Annotated in this window: 15 protein-coding genes; 13 read left to right on the top strand and 2 right to left on the bottom strand. The window is 45.5% G+C overall.

The features are described 5' to 3' along the window. Position 1: 1 nt before the first annotated feature. Positions 2-1,102 (bottom strand): WD40/YVTN/BNR-like repeat-containing protein, encoded by a 1,101-nt coding sequence (locus AC58VC_RS01175; RefSeq protein WP_497367057.1) that lies wholly within the window; start codon positions 1,100-1,102, stop codon positions 2-4. A gap of 164 nt (positions 1,103-1,266) precedes the next feature. Here AC58VC_RS01175 and AC58VC_RS01170 point away from each other — a divergent pair, with 164 nt between their 5' ends. Beyond that, on the top strand, positions 1,267-2,304 hold the full coding sequence (locus tag AC58VC_RS01170) for a YheC/YheD family endospore coat-associated protein (RefSeq protein ID WP_497367876.1): 1,038 nt from the start codon (positions 1,267-1,269) through the stop codon (positions 2,302-2,304). Positions 2,305-2,377: 73 nt separating this feature from the next. On the opposite strand, the gene AC58VC_RS01165 is transcribed toward AC58VC_RS01170, so the two are convergent. Beyond that, positions 2,378-3,505, bottom strand: a complete 1,128-nt coding sequence (locus AC58VC_RS01165; RefSeq protein ID WP_497367056.1) for a glycosyltransferase — start codon at positions 3,503-3,505, stop codon at positions 2,378-2,380. A gap of 79 nt (positions 3,506-3,584) precedes the next feature. Here AC58VC_RS01165 and AC58VC_RS01160 point away from each other — a divergent pair, with 79 nt between their 5' ends. The 12 genes from AC58VC_RS01160 to AC58VC_RS01105 all read left to right on the top strand — a co-directional run bounded on the left by AC58VC_RS01160 (position 3,585) and on the right by AC58VC_RS01105 (position 15,624). Then, positions 3,585-4,427 carry a class I SAM-dependent methyltransferase gene (locus AC58VC_RS01160; RefSeq protein WP_497367055.1) on the top strand — a complete coding sequence of 281 codons (843 nt, stop codon included), beginning with the start codon at positions 3,585-3,587 and terminating at the stop codon, positions 4,425-4,427. Further along, complete coding sequence (locus AC58VC_RS01155; protein WP_497367054.1) at positions 4,420-5,115, top strand: glycosyltransferase; 696 nt, start codon at positions 4,420-4,422, stop codon at positions 5,113-5,115. Before AC58VC_RS01160 ends, AC58VC_RS01155 begins: the two co-directional genes overlap by 8 nt. Positions 5,116-5,119: 4 nt before the next feature. Then, positions 5,120-6,205 (top strand): glycosyltransferase family 2 protein, encoded by a 1,086-nt coding sequence (locus AC58VC_RS01150; protein ID WP_497367053.1) that lies wholly within the window; start codon positions 5,120-5,122, stop codon positions 6,203-6,205. Further along, positions 6,202-8,106: a glycosyltransferase gene (locus AC58VC_RS01145; RefSeq protein ID WP_497367052.1), complete on the top strand. Its 1,905-nt coding sequence runs from the start codon at positions 6,202-6,204 to the stop codon at positions 8,104-8,106. The genes AC58VC_RS01150 and AC58VC_RS01145 overlap by 4 nt, the downstream gene beginning before the upstream one ends. A gap of 85 nt (positions 8,107-8,191) precedes the next feature. After that, a complete protein-coding gene (locus AC58VC_RS01140; protein WP_497367051.1) occupies positions 8,192-8,497 on the top strand; it encodes an alpha-helical endospore appendage domain-containing protein in 306 nt (101 codons plus the stop codon). 166 nt (positions 8,498-8,663) lie between these two features. Continuing rightward, positions 8,664-8,987 carry an alpha-helical endospore appendage domain-containing protein gene (locus AC58VC_RS01135; RefSeq protein WP_497367050.1) on the top strand — a complete coding sequence of 108 codons (324 nt, stop codon included), beginning with the start codon at positions 8,664-8,666 and terminating at the stop codon, positions 8,985-8,987. A gap of 32 nt (positions 8,988-9,019) precedes the next feature. Then, positions 9,020-9,403: an alpha-helical endospore appendage domain-containing protein gene (locus AC58VC_RS01130; protein WP_497367049.1), complete on the top strand. Its 384-nt coding sequence runs from the start codon at positions 9,020-9,022 to the stop codon at positions 9,401-9,403. Beyond that, positions 9,384-9,941 (top strand): hypothetical protein, encoded by a 558-nt coding sequence (locus tag AC58VC_RS01125; protein ID WP_497367048.1) that lies wholly within the window; start codon positions 9,384-9,386, stop codon positions 9,939-9,941. The genes AC58VC_RS01130 and AC58VC_RS01125 overlap by 20 nt, the downstream gene beginning before the upstream one ends. A gap of 151 nt (positions 9,942-10,092) precedes the next feature. Beyond that, positions 10,093-11,256 carry an exosporium glycoprotein BclB-related protein gene (locus AC58VC_RS01120; RefSeq protein WP_497367047.1) on the top strand — a complete coding sequence of 388 codons (1,164 nt, stop codon included), beginning with the start codon at positions 10,093-10,095 and terminating at the stop codon, positions 11,254-11,256. Positions 11,257-11,357: 101 nt separating this feature from the next. Further along, positions 11,358-12,527: a BclA C-terminal domain-containing protein gene (locus AC58VC_RS01115; RefSeq protein ID WP_497367046.1), complete on the top strand. Its 1,170-nt coding sequence runs from the start codon at positions 11,358-11,360 to the stop codon at positions 12,525-12,527. Between the two features lie 141 nt (positions 12,528-12,668). Further along, positions 12,669-14,936 carry a type IA DNA topoisomerase gene (locus AC58VC_RS01110; protein ID WP_497367045.1) on the top strand — a complete coding sequence of 756 codons (2,268 nt, stop codon included), beginning with the start codon at positions 12,669-12,671 and terminating at the stop codon, positions 14,934-14,936. A 13-nt stretch (positions 14,937-14,949) separates the two neighbouring features. Further along, a complete protein-coding gene (locus AC58VC_RS01105) occupies positions 14,950-15,624 on the top strand; it encodes a uracil-DNA glycosylase (RefSeq protein ID WP_497367044.1) in 675 nt (224 codons plus the stop codon). Positions 15,625-15,626 lie beyond the last annotated feature (2 nt).

The following is a 15,626-nucleotide window of genomic DNA, read 5'->3' as shown; positions in this document are numbered from 1 at the left end:
ACTAGTCCTCCAGAATTAGTGTTTTCACCGTGAGGATGCGCGAAAATTGGCCTGGAAGACGCTCCCAGTTTTCTCCGCGATCTAAGGAACAGAACACTTCACCAGATGTGGTGCCAAAGTAAAGTCCATATGGATCTAGATTGTCAACGGTCATGGCGTCGCGCAGCACGCTAACGTGGCGTTCCTCTTCCGGCAGTACATCACCGATCGGCTTCCATCTATGTTCGCCAGGTGCCATGCGATAGACGAGCAGCTTGCCGTCTCGCATCGAGCGCTGTTCGCTGCTTTCCAGCGGAATCAGGAACAAATCACCAGTTGGCGCTATGGTAATGGGGAAGCCGAAGGGCATGTCGCCTTCTCGCAGTGTCAGTCCTTCTTCAATCGGAAACCACGTGTCTCCGCCATTCAAGGATTGGAATACACCGCTATGCTCCTGCATATACAGCACATTCGAATTTTGCGGATCGAGCACCATTTTGTGCACACAATAGCCCACGCGCTCATCCGGCTGACCTGTTGGGACGCGGTTCAAACCGTTATTGCAAGGATGCCAGCTAGACCCGCCATCTAGCGTTCGGAAGACACCTACTGCCGAAATGCCAACCCACATTCGCTGGGCATTCCGAGGGTCAACGAGGATGGTATGTAAGCACATACCGCCTGCTCCGGGGAACCAATCAGGGCGAGTAGGGTGCTTCGTTAATCCATCTAACTCCTGCCAAGAAAGACCGCTGTCGCGGCTGACGAAAATACCGGCTTCTTCGACACCAGCGAAGAGGGTTTCAATCTCCGTCGCGTGGCCTTGAACGATTTGCCATATACGATTCAAAGAGAAACCGCTTTCAGTTGAATACGAAGGACTTTCTTCGATTTGTTCCCATGTTTCGCCTCCATTTTCAGAGATCCGAAGCGTGGCGCCATAGGCGGCGTGCGAGGTGCCGACATAAAGCTTATTTCCGTTGCGTGTGTCTCCAAGAATACTGTAGGCTTCCCAACCGGGTAGGAAAGGTCCTTGCAGTGACCAATTTCGTCTCTCCGTCGTAGAAGTATAAATAAAAACACCTTTATTGGTACCCACTAGCAATTGAACGCGCTTAGCCATAGATTCCCTCCTCATTGCTTCCTATTAGCCTACATTCGACGAATGTTAAAAAATTCCTTCTCGTTTTTCGTTTGCTTAGGTATTTACCGTGTTATCCACTAGTAGAGATACATACACTGACAATGTTCTAATTTGCGGATGGTGGTGTTGTATTGGTGCGAACGATGGTAGGCGTCTTGCTGGACTTAAAAACATATAAGGGGATTTCAAAAGGAAGAACTGGGAATGAACGTATTGCGTTATATAACAAAGCAGCTAACAAGCACGGACTCATGCCTTTTTACATGTGTTTAATGTATGTGAACAGGAACTCAGCTGTGGGTTATGTCTACTCCAATCATAGATATAAGCTTGTCCGTATGAAAATTCCTCGTGTTACACACAACCGCACTATAACTCTAACGCCATATTTAAAAAATAAATTAAGCCAGCTATCACGTTACAGCAACGTATTTAATAGGCAAAATCGTTATGATAAATATCGCATTCATCATCTCATTCATAAGAATGAACATCTCCGCAAGCATTTGCCGGAGTCTACGAGATACACGCGCAAGCAATTGGAACTGGCAATGTCCAAGCACACATCGCTCTTTATTAAGCCAACGAATAGCAGTGTAGGGAACGGCATCATGAAAGCTTCAAAGCAAGTAAGCGGAGCTTGGAAACTGCATGGCGTATTCAGAAAACCTAGGCTTGTATCCCGGAAGCAGGCCATTTTATTAATCAATAATAAAGTTCGTAATCAAACGTATATGATTCAAAAAGCCATACCGCTAGCGACTTACAAGGGCAGGCCTTATGACATAAGGGTGTCTGTCCAGCGAGGTGAAAGTGGACAATGGCAGATCACTGGCATCGTAGGCAAAGTCGCAGCTAGAGGCCGTCATGTGACCAATGTGGCGAAAGGTGGTCAAGTGAAGCGGTGCGAGGAGCTTTTTAAGTCGAGCGGGTTTCATGCCTCACAGCTTACGCAGGAATTACATCAAGCTTCGCTAGCGATAGCAAGGCATCTAGGCACTTGTCTGCCCCACATGGCTGATCTTGGACTTGATGTAGGTGTTGATGAAAACGGAGGCATCAAGTTAATCGAAGTGAACGGAAGAGATCAGCGATACTCCTTCAGAAAGGCGAAAATGCATGCAACTTTTTATCGAACCTATGAAACTCCTCTGAAGTACGCGAAGTTTTTGCTGAAATAACGACAGCACGAAATCACATTCTTGGGATGCCGAGAGTGGTTTTCGTGCTGGTTACCTGTATGGACTAGAAATATTAGGCTTCGATGTCATTCAGCCTGTTAAGCGCCTCTTTGGAAATGGTGTAGGTAGGGGACAGTTCATAGGCTTTTTCATAGGCGTTTATTGCCGCCTGGTTATTTCCTAATTTTTCCCAGCATAGACCTAGATAATAATAGGCGTGAAAGCTTCCTGTGCCTCGCAAGGTTAGATGCTGCCCTGTCGTTTCCCCTGACGCAATGCAGTGCCGAAAAACGTCAATTGCCGCAGCATACCACCCCTTCAAATAACAAATGACACCCTTATAGAAATGAAGATCAACATAATCGGGATACAAGGCAATAGCTTTCTCGATACCAGGCCAAGCGCCATCAATGCTGCCAGTGTTAAAGAGGATGGCATATTTCAGTTTATACAGCATAGAAGGGGGCATTTTACCCGCTTGAATGAAGCGAACAATGGATAGATTTACATACTCAAATGCTTTGTCATACTGCTGGGCTCGGTAGTATTCGCTGGCTATGTGGTATTCAATCCAGGGGTTAGAGCTTGCTGCCGGTAATCTTGCTTCCTGCTGTAGAAGGGTCATGTTGCGAGCAAACTTGTTTTTCTGAATCGTAATAGGCTCCATATATCCACGGTGAAATAATTTTAGCGGAATAGTACCCAATATTTCCGCGCTCTCACGATCAGGGTAAATGTCGTCGACATTCAGTGTTTCATGTATAGCATATTTAAACTTCAGCCCGATATGGTTGCGGAAAAAACGAGGATGAGCAATATGAAATGCTTCGTCTTCATTTGGCGATTCGCCAATATAATTAACTAAATGGAGGGATAAGACGGAGGCATGTGTTTCCTGCAGCACCTTATGCAAATCGAAATCACCTAGAGGCGAGAGCTCCTCATCAGCATCTAGATAGAGGATCCAATCTGATTTGGCATGCGTTAGCCCATAATTCCTGGCATCGGCAAAATGGTTATTCCATTCGTAATTAAGGACAGAAGCTCCCATATAATGGGCAATCTGGCTGGTTTTGTCTAATGAACCTGTGTCTACGATGATCATTTCATCGATCCAATTGTGGACACTTCGTAAACAGGCTTCGATTAGGCTTTCTTCGTCTCTTACAATCATGCACAGCGAAACTGTAGGGCGGCTCATTCAAAGGCACCTCCGGTTTATACACTTATGGCCATAGATATGCGAATACCTTCATTTAAATGAAAGAAGGGATGATCACATGCAGCCATGTCCGCTTTGTCAAGAAAATGAAAGCATGCTTTTCCATTCGTATGAGAAATTTACGCTTGTGATGTGCAAGTCTTGTCAGCTTATTTATCGGTTACAAGTCGACCATGTTCAGCAGGAACAACTAATTAAGAATATATATGATAGCACTTGGGTAGCGATGAGGGATATTTATGCCGTGAATACGTTTAAAGAACATGCATCTTTCAGCGCATTGCTGCTTGATATGTTTTTTCGTAAAAAAGGCAAGTTGCTTGAAGTAGGTTCAGGAACCGGAGAATTTCTATGGTTAGCCAGGGAAACAGGCTGGCAGGTGCAGGGGATCGAACCGTCAGCCGTTGCTTGCGAATACGCAAAGGAGCGATATGGTCTAGAGCTCAGAAATGAACTATGGGAAAAGAGTCTTTTTGAAGAGGATGAAAAGTTTGATGCGATTGTTTTTTGGCACGTTTTAGAGCACATACCATCTCCGATTTCATTTATGAAGCAAGTAAATTCCTTGCTAGCGCAGGGAGGGAGAGTGCTTTTCAGTTTGCCTAATCAACATTCGCTGACAAATGTGCTGCAAGGATCTTCTTCACCGATATTTGTTGAAGAGGACCATCTGATTCATTATGCCAAAAGACATATTGAGCAGTTGATGGCCTTGAGCGACTTTGAAATCATCTCCTTGTTTTCCAGGGAGGAGCCAACTAGGCTCGAATATGATTTGCGCATCCACCCGGTGGCGATTCCCAATATGTCTGAGAGGGATAAAACGAAGATGATGGTTGGACTTCAGTCAGGCTGGCATGGGCATGAAATTTATTGCGTTGCGGGGCCTCGCCATGAGTAAACTGACACTTTCCATGGTTGTAAAAAATGAAGGACACCGCTATTTGCGTGAAGCTTTGCTCAAGCACCGCGAGTGGATAGATGAAGCGGTCATCATCGATGATGGAAGTACAGATGATACTTCAGAGATCTGTGAAGAGCTTCTATCCGGCATCCCGCTACAGTTGATTCGCAATCCTGAATCACGTTTTGCCAATGAAGTACAGCTAAGAAAGCAGCAATGGGAAGCGACTGTGCGAACGAATCCGGAATGGATACTGAATTTGGATGGGGATGAGCTTTTAGAGGACCAATTTGCCAACCAAGTTGGCGACTTGCTAAATAATTGTGAGCAAGATGCCATTTATTTTCGGCTATACGATATGTGGAGCGAAACCAGCTATCGGGATGATGCTTATTGGAGTGCCCATCATTACTATCGTCCTTTTCTGATTAGGTACAAACCGGATTTTCCATATCTCTGGAAAGAGACGCCTCAGCACTGCGGCCGATTCCCGGCTACGATCAACCATTTTTCCTATCTATGCCACCCTGCCAGAATCAAGCATTATGGCTGGGCCAAACCGGCAGATAGGAAAGAGAAATATGAACGCTACATGCGGCTTGATCCGAATGCGCAATATGGCTGGAAAGAGCAGTATGATTCCATTTTGGATGAACATCCCAACCTTGTGACTTGGGAGGAATAAACAATTGATAACGATAAGTTTATGTATGATTGTCAAAAATGAGGAACAGTCACTTCACCGTTGTCTTCATTCTGTGAGAGAAGTAGCGGATGAAATTATTATCATAGATACAGGTTCTACAGATCGGACTAAAGAGATAGCTTCTCCGTTTACAGAATTTATTTATGATTTGACCTGGAATGATCATTTCGCTGAAGCTAGGAACTTTGCCTTTTCGAAAGCGACCAAGGATTATCTCTTATGGCTGGATGCGGATGATGAGCTAGAAGAAGAGGACCGGTTGAAGTTCATAGCACTAAAAGCTTCCATAGATCCGTCCGTTGACAGCGTGATGATGCCCTATCACCTAGCTTTTGACGCCGATAACAAAGTAATCACGAGCCTTAAGCGCAACCGTTTAGTTAGGCGAGCATGCGGATTTCGTTGGGAGGGTCCCGTTCACGAAGTACTGATTGTCAGCGGGCACGTGATTCATTCCGACATAGCCATTACACACAAGAAGGATAAGGAGTATACGGACCGGAACTTGCGGATATATCAGCAGCGCGAGTCTGCGGATGAAATCTTTTCTCCCCGTGATCTGTATTATTTTGCAAACGAGCTTAAAGATCATGGTCTTAATGAAAAAGCGGTGACGTATTACGAGCGTTTTCTTTCTACCAAACAGGGGTGGCGTGAGGATTGTTTTGCCGCTTGCTTAAAAATGGGAGATTGTTATGGGATTTTAACGAATCGGCAGATGCAGCTGAAAACTTGGTTTAGAACTCTGCTATATGGGAAGCCAAGAGCGGAGATGTGCTGTCGGGTGGGCAACTTTTTCCTCGAAGACAACCGGCTAGAACTCGCGATTTATTGGTTTCAGAAAGCAACATCCTTAGGAGAACCAACCGACTATGCAGGTGTGGTTGATCATGCAGCTTGGACGTGGTTGCCACACCTGAACCTCTGTTTGTGCTACGACCGATTGGGGCAGAAGCAGAAAGCGGAGCTGCACAATGAGATTGCATCCGTGTACAACCCGACTCATCCCAGCATTCTGCATAATAAAGTTTATTTTGCTAATCTCCGCCGAGAGGAGAAGGCAATTTGAGTCCTAAAAAGCGCGTGCTGATTGGAAGTCCCATTCGTCAAATGCCCGAAATTCTTAGTCCTTTTCTCTCTTCACTTGCAGATCTTGAACGTAAAAACTTCACGGTAAGTTATTTATTCGTTGATGATAACGAGGCAGAAGCTTCCAAGCAATTACTGCTTGATTTTCAAACGAAATATGGCAGGACAATTATTCACGAGGAGGAGAAACAGCCCGAAACTTATGAGAAGGACGAATTCACGCACTATTGGCCGGAAGGAACGATTTGGAAAGTAGCCAGAATGAAGGACGCAATCCTTTCTTATGCTTTGGCGAATAGATTTGATTATGTATTTCTGATTGATTCCGATCTCATTATACACCCCCGCACACTAGAACAGCTTGTTTCAGCAGACAAAGCGATTATCTCCAACATTTTTTGGACGAAATGGCAGCCGGATACGATGGAAATGCCGCAGGTCTGGCTGAGCGATCAGTATACGCTGTATCACAAAAACAGGCAGGAATCATTAACCGATGAGGAATCAGCTAGGCGGACATGGCAGTTCTTTGCACAACTAAGAGTCCCGGGTATCTATGAGGTGGGTGGGCTTGGAGCCTGTACCTTAATCAGCCGCAAAGCCATTCAAGCTGGTGTATGCTTTGCAGAAATTCCCAACTTGTCATTTTGGGGAGAAGATCGGCATTTTTGCATACGAGCACGCGCGATGGGCTTCTCACTATATGTAGACACCCATTTTCCGGCTTATCATATTTATCGCAAATCAGAATTAGCCGGCGTTGATGCCTATAAGCAAGGCAGTATTGGGGTGAAAGACGCGGAGCGCAAAATCACAATCAGTTTGTGCATCATTGTCAAAAATGAAGAAAACGCGCTTCCTATTTGTCTCCATTCCGTTCGCGGGATTGCGAGTGAAATCATTATTGTCGACACAGGCTCCACGGATAAGACAAAGGAAATCGCCTCAAGCTATACGGATCTAATTTATGATTTTGTTTGGGTCGATGACTTTGCCGCAGCTCGAAACTTTGCTTTTTCCAAAGCTACACAGCAGTATATCCTATGGTTGGACGCTGACGATACGTTGACAGAGAAAGATCGATTGCTATTCCTCGAGTTGATTCGGACGTTGGAATCGCCTGTGGATCGCGTGACAATGAATTACAATCTCGGCTTTGACGAGAATCAGAACGTGACGTACAGTCTGCGCAGGAACCGTCTTGTGCGCCGAGAGTGCCAGTTTCAATGGATTGGCGCTGTGCATGAATATTTAGCGGCAAGCGGCTCTGTGCTCCACAGTGACATTGCGGTCACACACAGGAAAGATAAACGGCATACGGACCGCAATTTACAAATATATCGAAATAAACTCGCCGAAGGAGAAATGTTAAGTTTACGTGACCAGTTCTATTATGCTAACGAATGCAGAGAGCACGGTTTTTATGAGGAAGCTGTGATGTATTATGAAGATTATCTTCAATCGCCAGACGGTTGGTTGGAAGATAAGATTGCCGCAGCACTTCATTTGGCGACTTGTTACAGCCATTTAGGGAAGAGAGACGAACAGCTCTTGGCGTTGTTCAGGGCTTTTGAATTCGATACACCTCGTGCTGATTGCTGCTGCCGAATCGGCTCTATTTTTCTTGAGGAACACGATTATTTACAAGCCATTTATTGGTATGAGTCCGCTGCGCAGTTTCCTAAGCCGAAGGAATCAATGGGCTTTATGGATCATTCGTCCTGGACGTGGCTGCCGCATGTTCAGCTATGTTTATGCTACGACCGGATCGGTAAGTTGGATAAAGCGAAATTCCATCATGATATTTCCTATTCATACAATCCAACTCATCCATCCGTTATCCATAATCAACGATACTTTGAACAAATTGGGATTAACTAGTACTAAAATAAATGTTCGATAAAACAAGTTCTGTTGCATATATATTAGCAACTTAAGCTTATCGAGTGAGATTGGAGGGAAGAGAATGTCACAAGCCAATATACCGAATATTACACCGCAAATATCGCTTACGTTAGGCGGGACTGTCAATTTATTGTTAGCTTCTATCGCTTTGGAAGAGCTGGCATTGGCACATATCGTCAATGCGGAAGCAGAGAAAATACAATATGTGCTTGGCACACTATTTCCAACAGTTACGCCGCCTACGACCAGCATCTCGAATCTTTTGCTCATTAATGACAGTGTGAGAAGAACTTTACAAGACGTGATTAAGAAAGAAATGCTGCTGCAATTTAAAATGGAAAATATTATGGAGCTTTTCCCAACTTAAAGTCCCATAAATTAGTCTGTAACAAAAAGCCCGCAGGGGCTTTTTGTTTTTATTTTCCAAAAAGAGATCGAAAAAATCATGAATGGAGACAACCATCATATACTAAACTGAAGGTGCGGATATATGCCGAAAAGTTCCTATCTCACATATACAGGAGTTGAAAGACATGTCCATGCCTAATATTCCTGACATTAAACCAGAGATTATCCTGAAACGAAAAGAAGTCATTAATTTATTATTGACCTCAATTGCGCTTGAAGAGATCGGACTTTCCCATATTATTAATGCCGAAGCCGAGAAATTACAGCACGTTCTGAAAGACCGCTGCCTGACCATTAACGAAGCATTGCTTATTAATTCCAGCGTTGATCGAATGATGCGAAATATTATTAGCAATCAGATGCTCTTGACCTTTAAATTATCGGATATCATGAAACTCGAAGAAAAGGATGAGATTACGGAGTATCTTATAGATGAATGTGAAGAATAGATGTTATTTTCAGGCAAAAGGGGAGTGAATCGTTGAGTGTCCATGCAAAGTTCCCATTTGAGCAAGTACCTCCATCCTACTCGGCTGCGATCACTCATCTACTGCAGTCTATCGCTTCTGAAGAGGAATCCCTCGCGAAACTAATGCGAACAGAAGCAGATAAAACATCATCCTTTGTTGGAAGAGATCTCGATTTCCCTACAGCACCAACCACACAGGAAGTTCTTCTATACAATCACAGTGTCATTCAATTCCTGGATTCCATGGTGATGACCCAATGGTTAATGCTTAAGAAGCTGCACACCATCTCACATATGCAGTTCCTTCAAACAAGATCGTCAACGCTGCTTAAAGAAGGGGAGCCAGAAAATATTATGGAACTGGAAAACTTGGAGTATGAGCATTTCGACTACTGATCAAACGGTAAACCAATGTGCAGCTGCTATCTCACAATTAAGTTTATCCATATTCCAGCTTGTAGAAGCTTTATTGTATCGGTTAAAAAGTGAAGTGGATGAAGACAGGGACGTTCTGTCTTTTCAAATTTGTGTCTTACTCACATCTTTATTGGATATTCATGCCGCTCAACAACGTAAACACCAAAGTCTTTCCTGGATTAAAAAAAACAAGCATGAGCTCTTTTCATCCTCGGAGGTAGGCGAGATGATAAGTCATATAGAGACACTACTCCAACAAACGGATCTTCCATCAAATAAAGAATGTGTGGAGAGGTTAGATGAAATTAAATTTTTTTATCATCGGAATAATCCGATTCAGGATGAGAGTGAGCTGTTCAGTTTAGAAAAACGTGTAGCTGTATCTGAACAATTACCAACAGTAAGTCTCCAAAATGTGAGGGAAACTTCAAACAATCCAACCAATAAGTCAATCTCACCACCACTCATTTTTACTCAACAACGTGAAAATAAGCGTAATAAGAATAGACGCTCGTGAAGGGTCGTCCCTCAGTCATTAGTGACTGGTTGGGACGGCCTTTTTTTGATTTTGTAGACGCTTCATTTCATTTTCCGAAATTAGGTATAAATGCGATCACCATTTCGAGATAGGAGAATACGCTGTAACTATCGAATGGAGGTTGAGATACATGTCTCAGGCTAATATACCTAATATATCACCTACTATAACTGTAACGCGTGAAGATGCAATTAATTTATTGCTTTCGTCGATTGCGATGGAAGAGCTTGGATTAAGCCATATACTTAATGCAGAAGGTGAAAAGCTCCAGTATGTACTGGGCACACTGCCGGGATTAACAGGACCGCCGGCGACAATCAGTGATATCTTACTTATTAATGAGAGTATGAAAAGTACAATTAATACGGTAGCTAGAAAAGAATTCCTACTACAGTCCAAGTTGGAAAGTATTCTTGAGACTCCTATCTCTGTAGGAGCAACAGGTCCTGCGGGTCCAACGGGCCCTACTGGTGGGCCAGCCGTTGGACCGACAGGTACGACAGGAGCACAGGGTATTGCAGGAGCGACTGGAGCAACGGGGCTGACTGGAGCAACAGGGGCAGGTGCAACAGGGGCGACTGGAGACATTGGTCCAACGGGTGCAACAGGTTCAATCGGAGTGACGGGGCCAACAGGAGCTGGTGCAACAGGTGCTACTGGTGTTGCTGGTCCGACGGGAGCGACAGGATCGATCGGCGTAACGGGGCCGACAGGAGCAGGGGTAACGGGAGCAACGGGCATAGCTGGACCAACAGGTGCAACAGGGCTTGATGGGTCTGGACCTATTATTCCATTCGCGTCGGGATTGCCAGCGAGTTTGACAACTATTCTTGGCGGAGTGGTTGGGACCGTAAGTCTAATAGGTTTTGGCAACATGGCGCCAGGTGTTTCAATTTTAGGTGGAATCATTGATTTAACGGGTGCTGGAGGAACATTGCTTAACCTTTCCTTCTCCATGCCTAGGGCAGGAACGATAACGTCTATCGCTGCCTATTTCAGTACAACTGCTGCCTTGTTGCTGCTTGGCTCTACCATAACAATTACTGCTCAATTATGGAGCTCAGCGACGCCGAGTAACTCGTTTACAGCTATCCCGGGTGCTGTGGTTACTTTGTCTCCAGGCTTAACAGGGCTTTTGCCGCTTGGCACAATCTCTAATGGGATTACGACTGGTTTAACCATACCAGTGACAGCTCAAACAAGGCTTTTACTAGTATTTTCGTGCACAGCTACTGGAGTATCTTTGATAAATACAGTTATTGGTTATGCGAGTGCAGGGGTTGCAATGGTTTAATTCGAACTTAAAAACATAATGAAAAAGGGGTTGACTTCTGCAAATAGTCAACTCTTTTCGTTTTTCAATGATTCCATAGAAGAGAATGGGGGGATTTCATAATGTCTTTAAGTGACTTTCCTAATATTTCACCGACAATTTCAATTACAAGAGAAGAAGCCATCAATCTGCTACTCGCCTCGATCGCCTTGGAGGAACTGGGATTAAGTCATATTTTGAACGCTGAAGGAGAGAAACTCCAGTATGTATTAGGGACTCTTCCAGGTATAACACCTATTGCAGCAACAATCAGCGATATCTTGCTTGTCAATGAAAGCATAAAGAATACGATTGCTGCGGTGAGTCTTGAGGAAGCCATTCTGCAAGCTAAATTAGCAGATATCTTAGCAGCTCAAACGTTACCGGGTCCTACTGGGCCTACTGGGCCTACTGGACCGACGGGTCCTCTCGGCGGACCATCAGGACCAACAGGAATAACGGGAGAGACTGGTGCAACTGGTGCAACTGGTGAAACGGGGGCAACGGGGGCGACGGGAGTAGCGGGAGTGGCAGGTGCGACGGGAGCAACGGGTGCGACAGGTGCGACGGGTGCAATGGGTGCAACGGGTGCGATGGGGGTAACGGGTACGACAGGTACCACGGGAGCAACGGGAGCAACAGGAGCGACAGGTGCAACGGGTGTAACGAGTGCAACGGGAGCAACGGGAGTAGCGGGAGCAACAGGAGCCACGGGAGCAACAGGCGCGACAGGTGCAACGGGAGTAGCGGGAGCAACAGGAGCCACGGGAGTAACGGGTGCAACAGGCGCAACAGGTTCAGGAGCAACTGGAGCCACAGGAGCAACCGGTGCAACAGGTGAGACGGGAACTAGTCTGACCGCCAATTCAGCGTTTGCGGCAAACACTTCAGGCACTTTATTGGTCGTATTGGGTGGACTTAATATTCCGCTGCCGAATAACCAAGATATTGGCCCAGGAATCACGATTAATGGTGCCAATACGACTTTTACGCTCACAAATGCGGGCCGGTATTATATTTCTTATAAAATAAGCGCCACAGCAGGAGTGCTCGCGCAGTCTCGCGTTATGTTAAACGGCGTTTCCGTTCCAGCGTCTGTGACAGCGCCTGCGGTTGCCGCGTCCTCTTATTTAGCTGATTTTATCATTACTGTGACGGCAGGGTCGACCATTATTCTCCAATTATTCGGACTAATTGCTACAGTTATTTTGTCACCTCCAGGAGCGACCATTAATATCATTCGACTTAGCTAAATTTGACTAACAGAGCCGTCTTCCTTGTCTGTGGAATTCATAAATTCGACCTTTGCCATATTGCAGAGGTGAATAAAGTGGGATACACTGAGGCGATAGATGAGATCCATTTAGAAAGTATGAATAAGGAGCGATACTCTTTTGAAGACACTAATTATTGCGGAAAAACCGGACATGGGGCGAAATATAGCCGCCGCAATAGAACCTAAAGCCAAAAATCTTAGGTCCTACCTGGAGGGTGAGCAGTACATTATCACCTGGGCGATCGGACACTTAATCGAGTTGGCTGAACCAGATCAATATGATGACAAATATAAAAAATGGAACATAAGCCACCTGCCGATCATTCCGGATGAATTTAAGCTGATTCCCAATCCGCGGACGTATGATCAACTGAAAGTGATTGCTGAACTTGCGAAAAAATGTGATCAACTCGTCAACGCCTGCGATGCCGGGCGAGAGGGGCAGCATATTTTCTCGCTAATCCAGCGGCACTTGGGACTGAAGCAGCCGGTGAAACGTCTCTGGATTTCTGACTTAACGTCCGAGACGATTCGCAATGGCTTTGCAACGCTTAAAGACGGATCCGAATATGAGAATCTGACTCGGGCGGCACGCTCCCGAAGTGAAGCCGATTGGTTGATCGGCATGAATGGCTCACGCGCTTTTACAACAAAACATAATGTCCTGCTTTCTGTTGGTCGCGTTCAAACACCTGTCCTTGCCCTCATTTATGATCGCCAGAAACAAATTGAAGCCTTTTCCTCACTCAAGTTTTACGAGCTGGAGGGGTACTTCACACAAGGCGAGACCACCTATCGAGGCATGTGGCAGGGCGACCGCTTAACAGACCAACCGAAAGTGGAAGCATTAGCGGCCAAAGTGAAGGGGAAACCGGCGCGCATTATTTCATATGAAGTAAAGGAAACGAAGGAATACCCTTTTAAATTGTATGATCTGACGCTGCTGCAGCGCGAGGCGAATGGGAAATATGCCTTCTCGGCCAAGAAGACGCTTGATACCGCTCAGGCGCTTTACGAGAAGCATAAGGTCATTTCATATCCAAGGACAAATTCCAACTACGTCACGGAGCAAAATATTCCGGAAATGCATAAGTCATTATCGGCCTTGCAAGGAACCGCTTATCATGACCTAGTGCAAGGCGCTAATCGTAATCTGGTGCATAAAAACAATAAAAATATTTGCAATCCATCTAAGGTGGAAGACCATCATGCAATTCTGCCAACGAATCGTAAAGCATCTGGACTCACGCCGGATGAGCAGAAATTGTACGATTTGATTGTGAGACGGTTTTTATCGCAATTTTATCCGCCTGCCGAGTATAAGGTTCATACGGTAATGACAGAGGTCGAGCAAGAGATGTTCAAGACGACTGTCAAAGAACTTCTCCATCTGGGCTGGAAGGTCATTTATGCCGATCAGAAAAAAGAAAAGCCCAAAAGTACGAAGGGCAAAGAGAAGGAAGAGGAAGAAGACGAAGAGGTAGAAGTCAGCGAGCCTTTCTCGATAGATGCTCAAGGTCAAGTTGTTTGTAGTGACGCTGTCGTCAAAGAGAAAGATACGCAGCCGCCAAAGCATTTTAATGAAGGCACCCTACTCAAAGCAATGGAAAGTGCCGGCAAGCAGATTGAGGACGAGGAGCTTCGCGATGCGATGAAAGATTCCGGTCTCGGGACGCCTGCCACACGCGCAGCGACCATTGAACGGTTGAAAAAGGTAGGCTATATCGACATGCAGGGCAAGAAAATTTTGCTTACCCAAAAGGGCAGGATGGCCGTCGAATTAATTCGCGGAGCCGGCATCGAGCTACTTACATCTCCGGAAATGACGGGCCAATGGGAGCGCAGGCTGAACGAGATCTCCCGCGGCACAGCGTCGGACGAGCAGTTTATGCATAATGTCAAAAGATTCGCAACATTGATTGTTGACAAAGTAAAGGTGCAGGCTAGAGCTTCCAAAACAGCTTTTGAAGGTGAAACGCCATCTGCCGGGGGGAGTAAGAGAGGAACAACGGCACGAGCGAGCTCGTCAGCTTCTTCATCAAGCGCCGCCAAAACGAAAACAGCGCCTAAGAAATCAGCTGATGCCAAGACCAGCCCATCAGACGGTGCAAGTACTTTTCTGGTGACTTGTCCACGGCCAGGCTGCGGCGGATCTCTTTTTATGGGGCGTAAAGGGTATGGGTGCTCTCATTATAAGGAAGGCTGCAAATTTGTCATCTGGAAGGAAAGCTTTGGACGGAATTTGACCGATACGCAGGTGCAAGCACTTGTTAATAAAGGGAGAACAACCAAATTGAAGCTCGTGCTCCCAGACGGAACTGCAGCAGACGGACGTATTGTATTGAAAAACATCGATACGGGGGAGCTTGGCACGGAAACCGAGTAATGGAGGATCGAAAGTGTTTTATTTAACGAACGATTGGACTAAAATTGTGGGCTCCGAGCTGGAAGAGCCTTATTTTCAAACATTATGTGACTTTCTCATCGACGAATACCAAGTGAATACGATTTATCCGGAACAAGATGAAGTTTTGAATGCTTTGCATTTAACCCCCTACGAATCTACGAAAGTTGTTATAATTGGACAAGATCCTTATCACGGAAGAGGCCAGGCTCATGGCCTCAGCTTTTCCGTTAAACCGGGCATCACACCGCCGCCGTCTTTACAGAATATATACAAAGAATTACAGTCAGATCTAGGCTGCTTTATTCCCAATAACGGCTACTTGGTGAAATGGGCCAAACAAGGTGTACTTCTCCTAAACACAGTCCTGACTGTACGCGAAGACACGCCTAATTCTCATAAAGGGAAGGGCTGGGAGCGTTTTACCGACAAAGTGATCGAGGCATTGAATTCACGGGAGCAGCCCGTGATTTTTGTACTTTGGGGAAGTCATGCCCAAGCCAAACAGCGGCTCATTGATACAAATCGGCACTATATACTGAAGTCGGTTCATCCAAGTCCACTATCTTCCTATCGTAGATTTTTTGGCAGCAAGCCGTTTTCGCAGATAAATGAGCTTCTTAAAGGGCTTGGCATACAGGAAATTGATTGGCAAATCCCCAATTTATGAGG

It is taken from the genome of Paenibacillus sp. J22R67, assembly GCF_059692175.1.
Note: the sequence above shows the minus strand (reverse complement) of the source record. Positions and strands in the feature narration are given on the sequence as shown.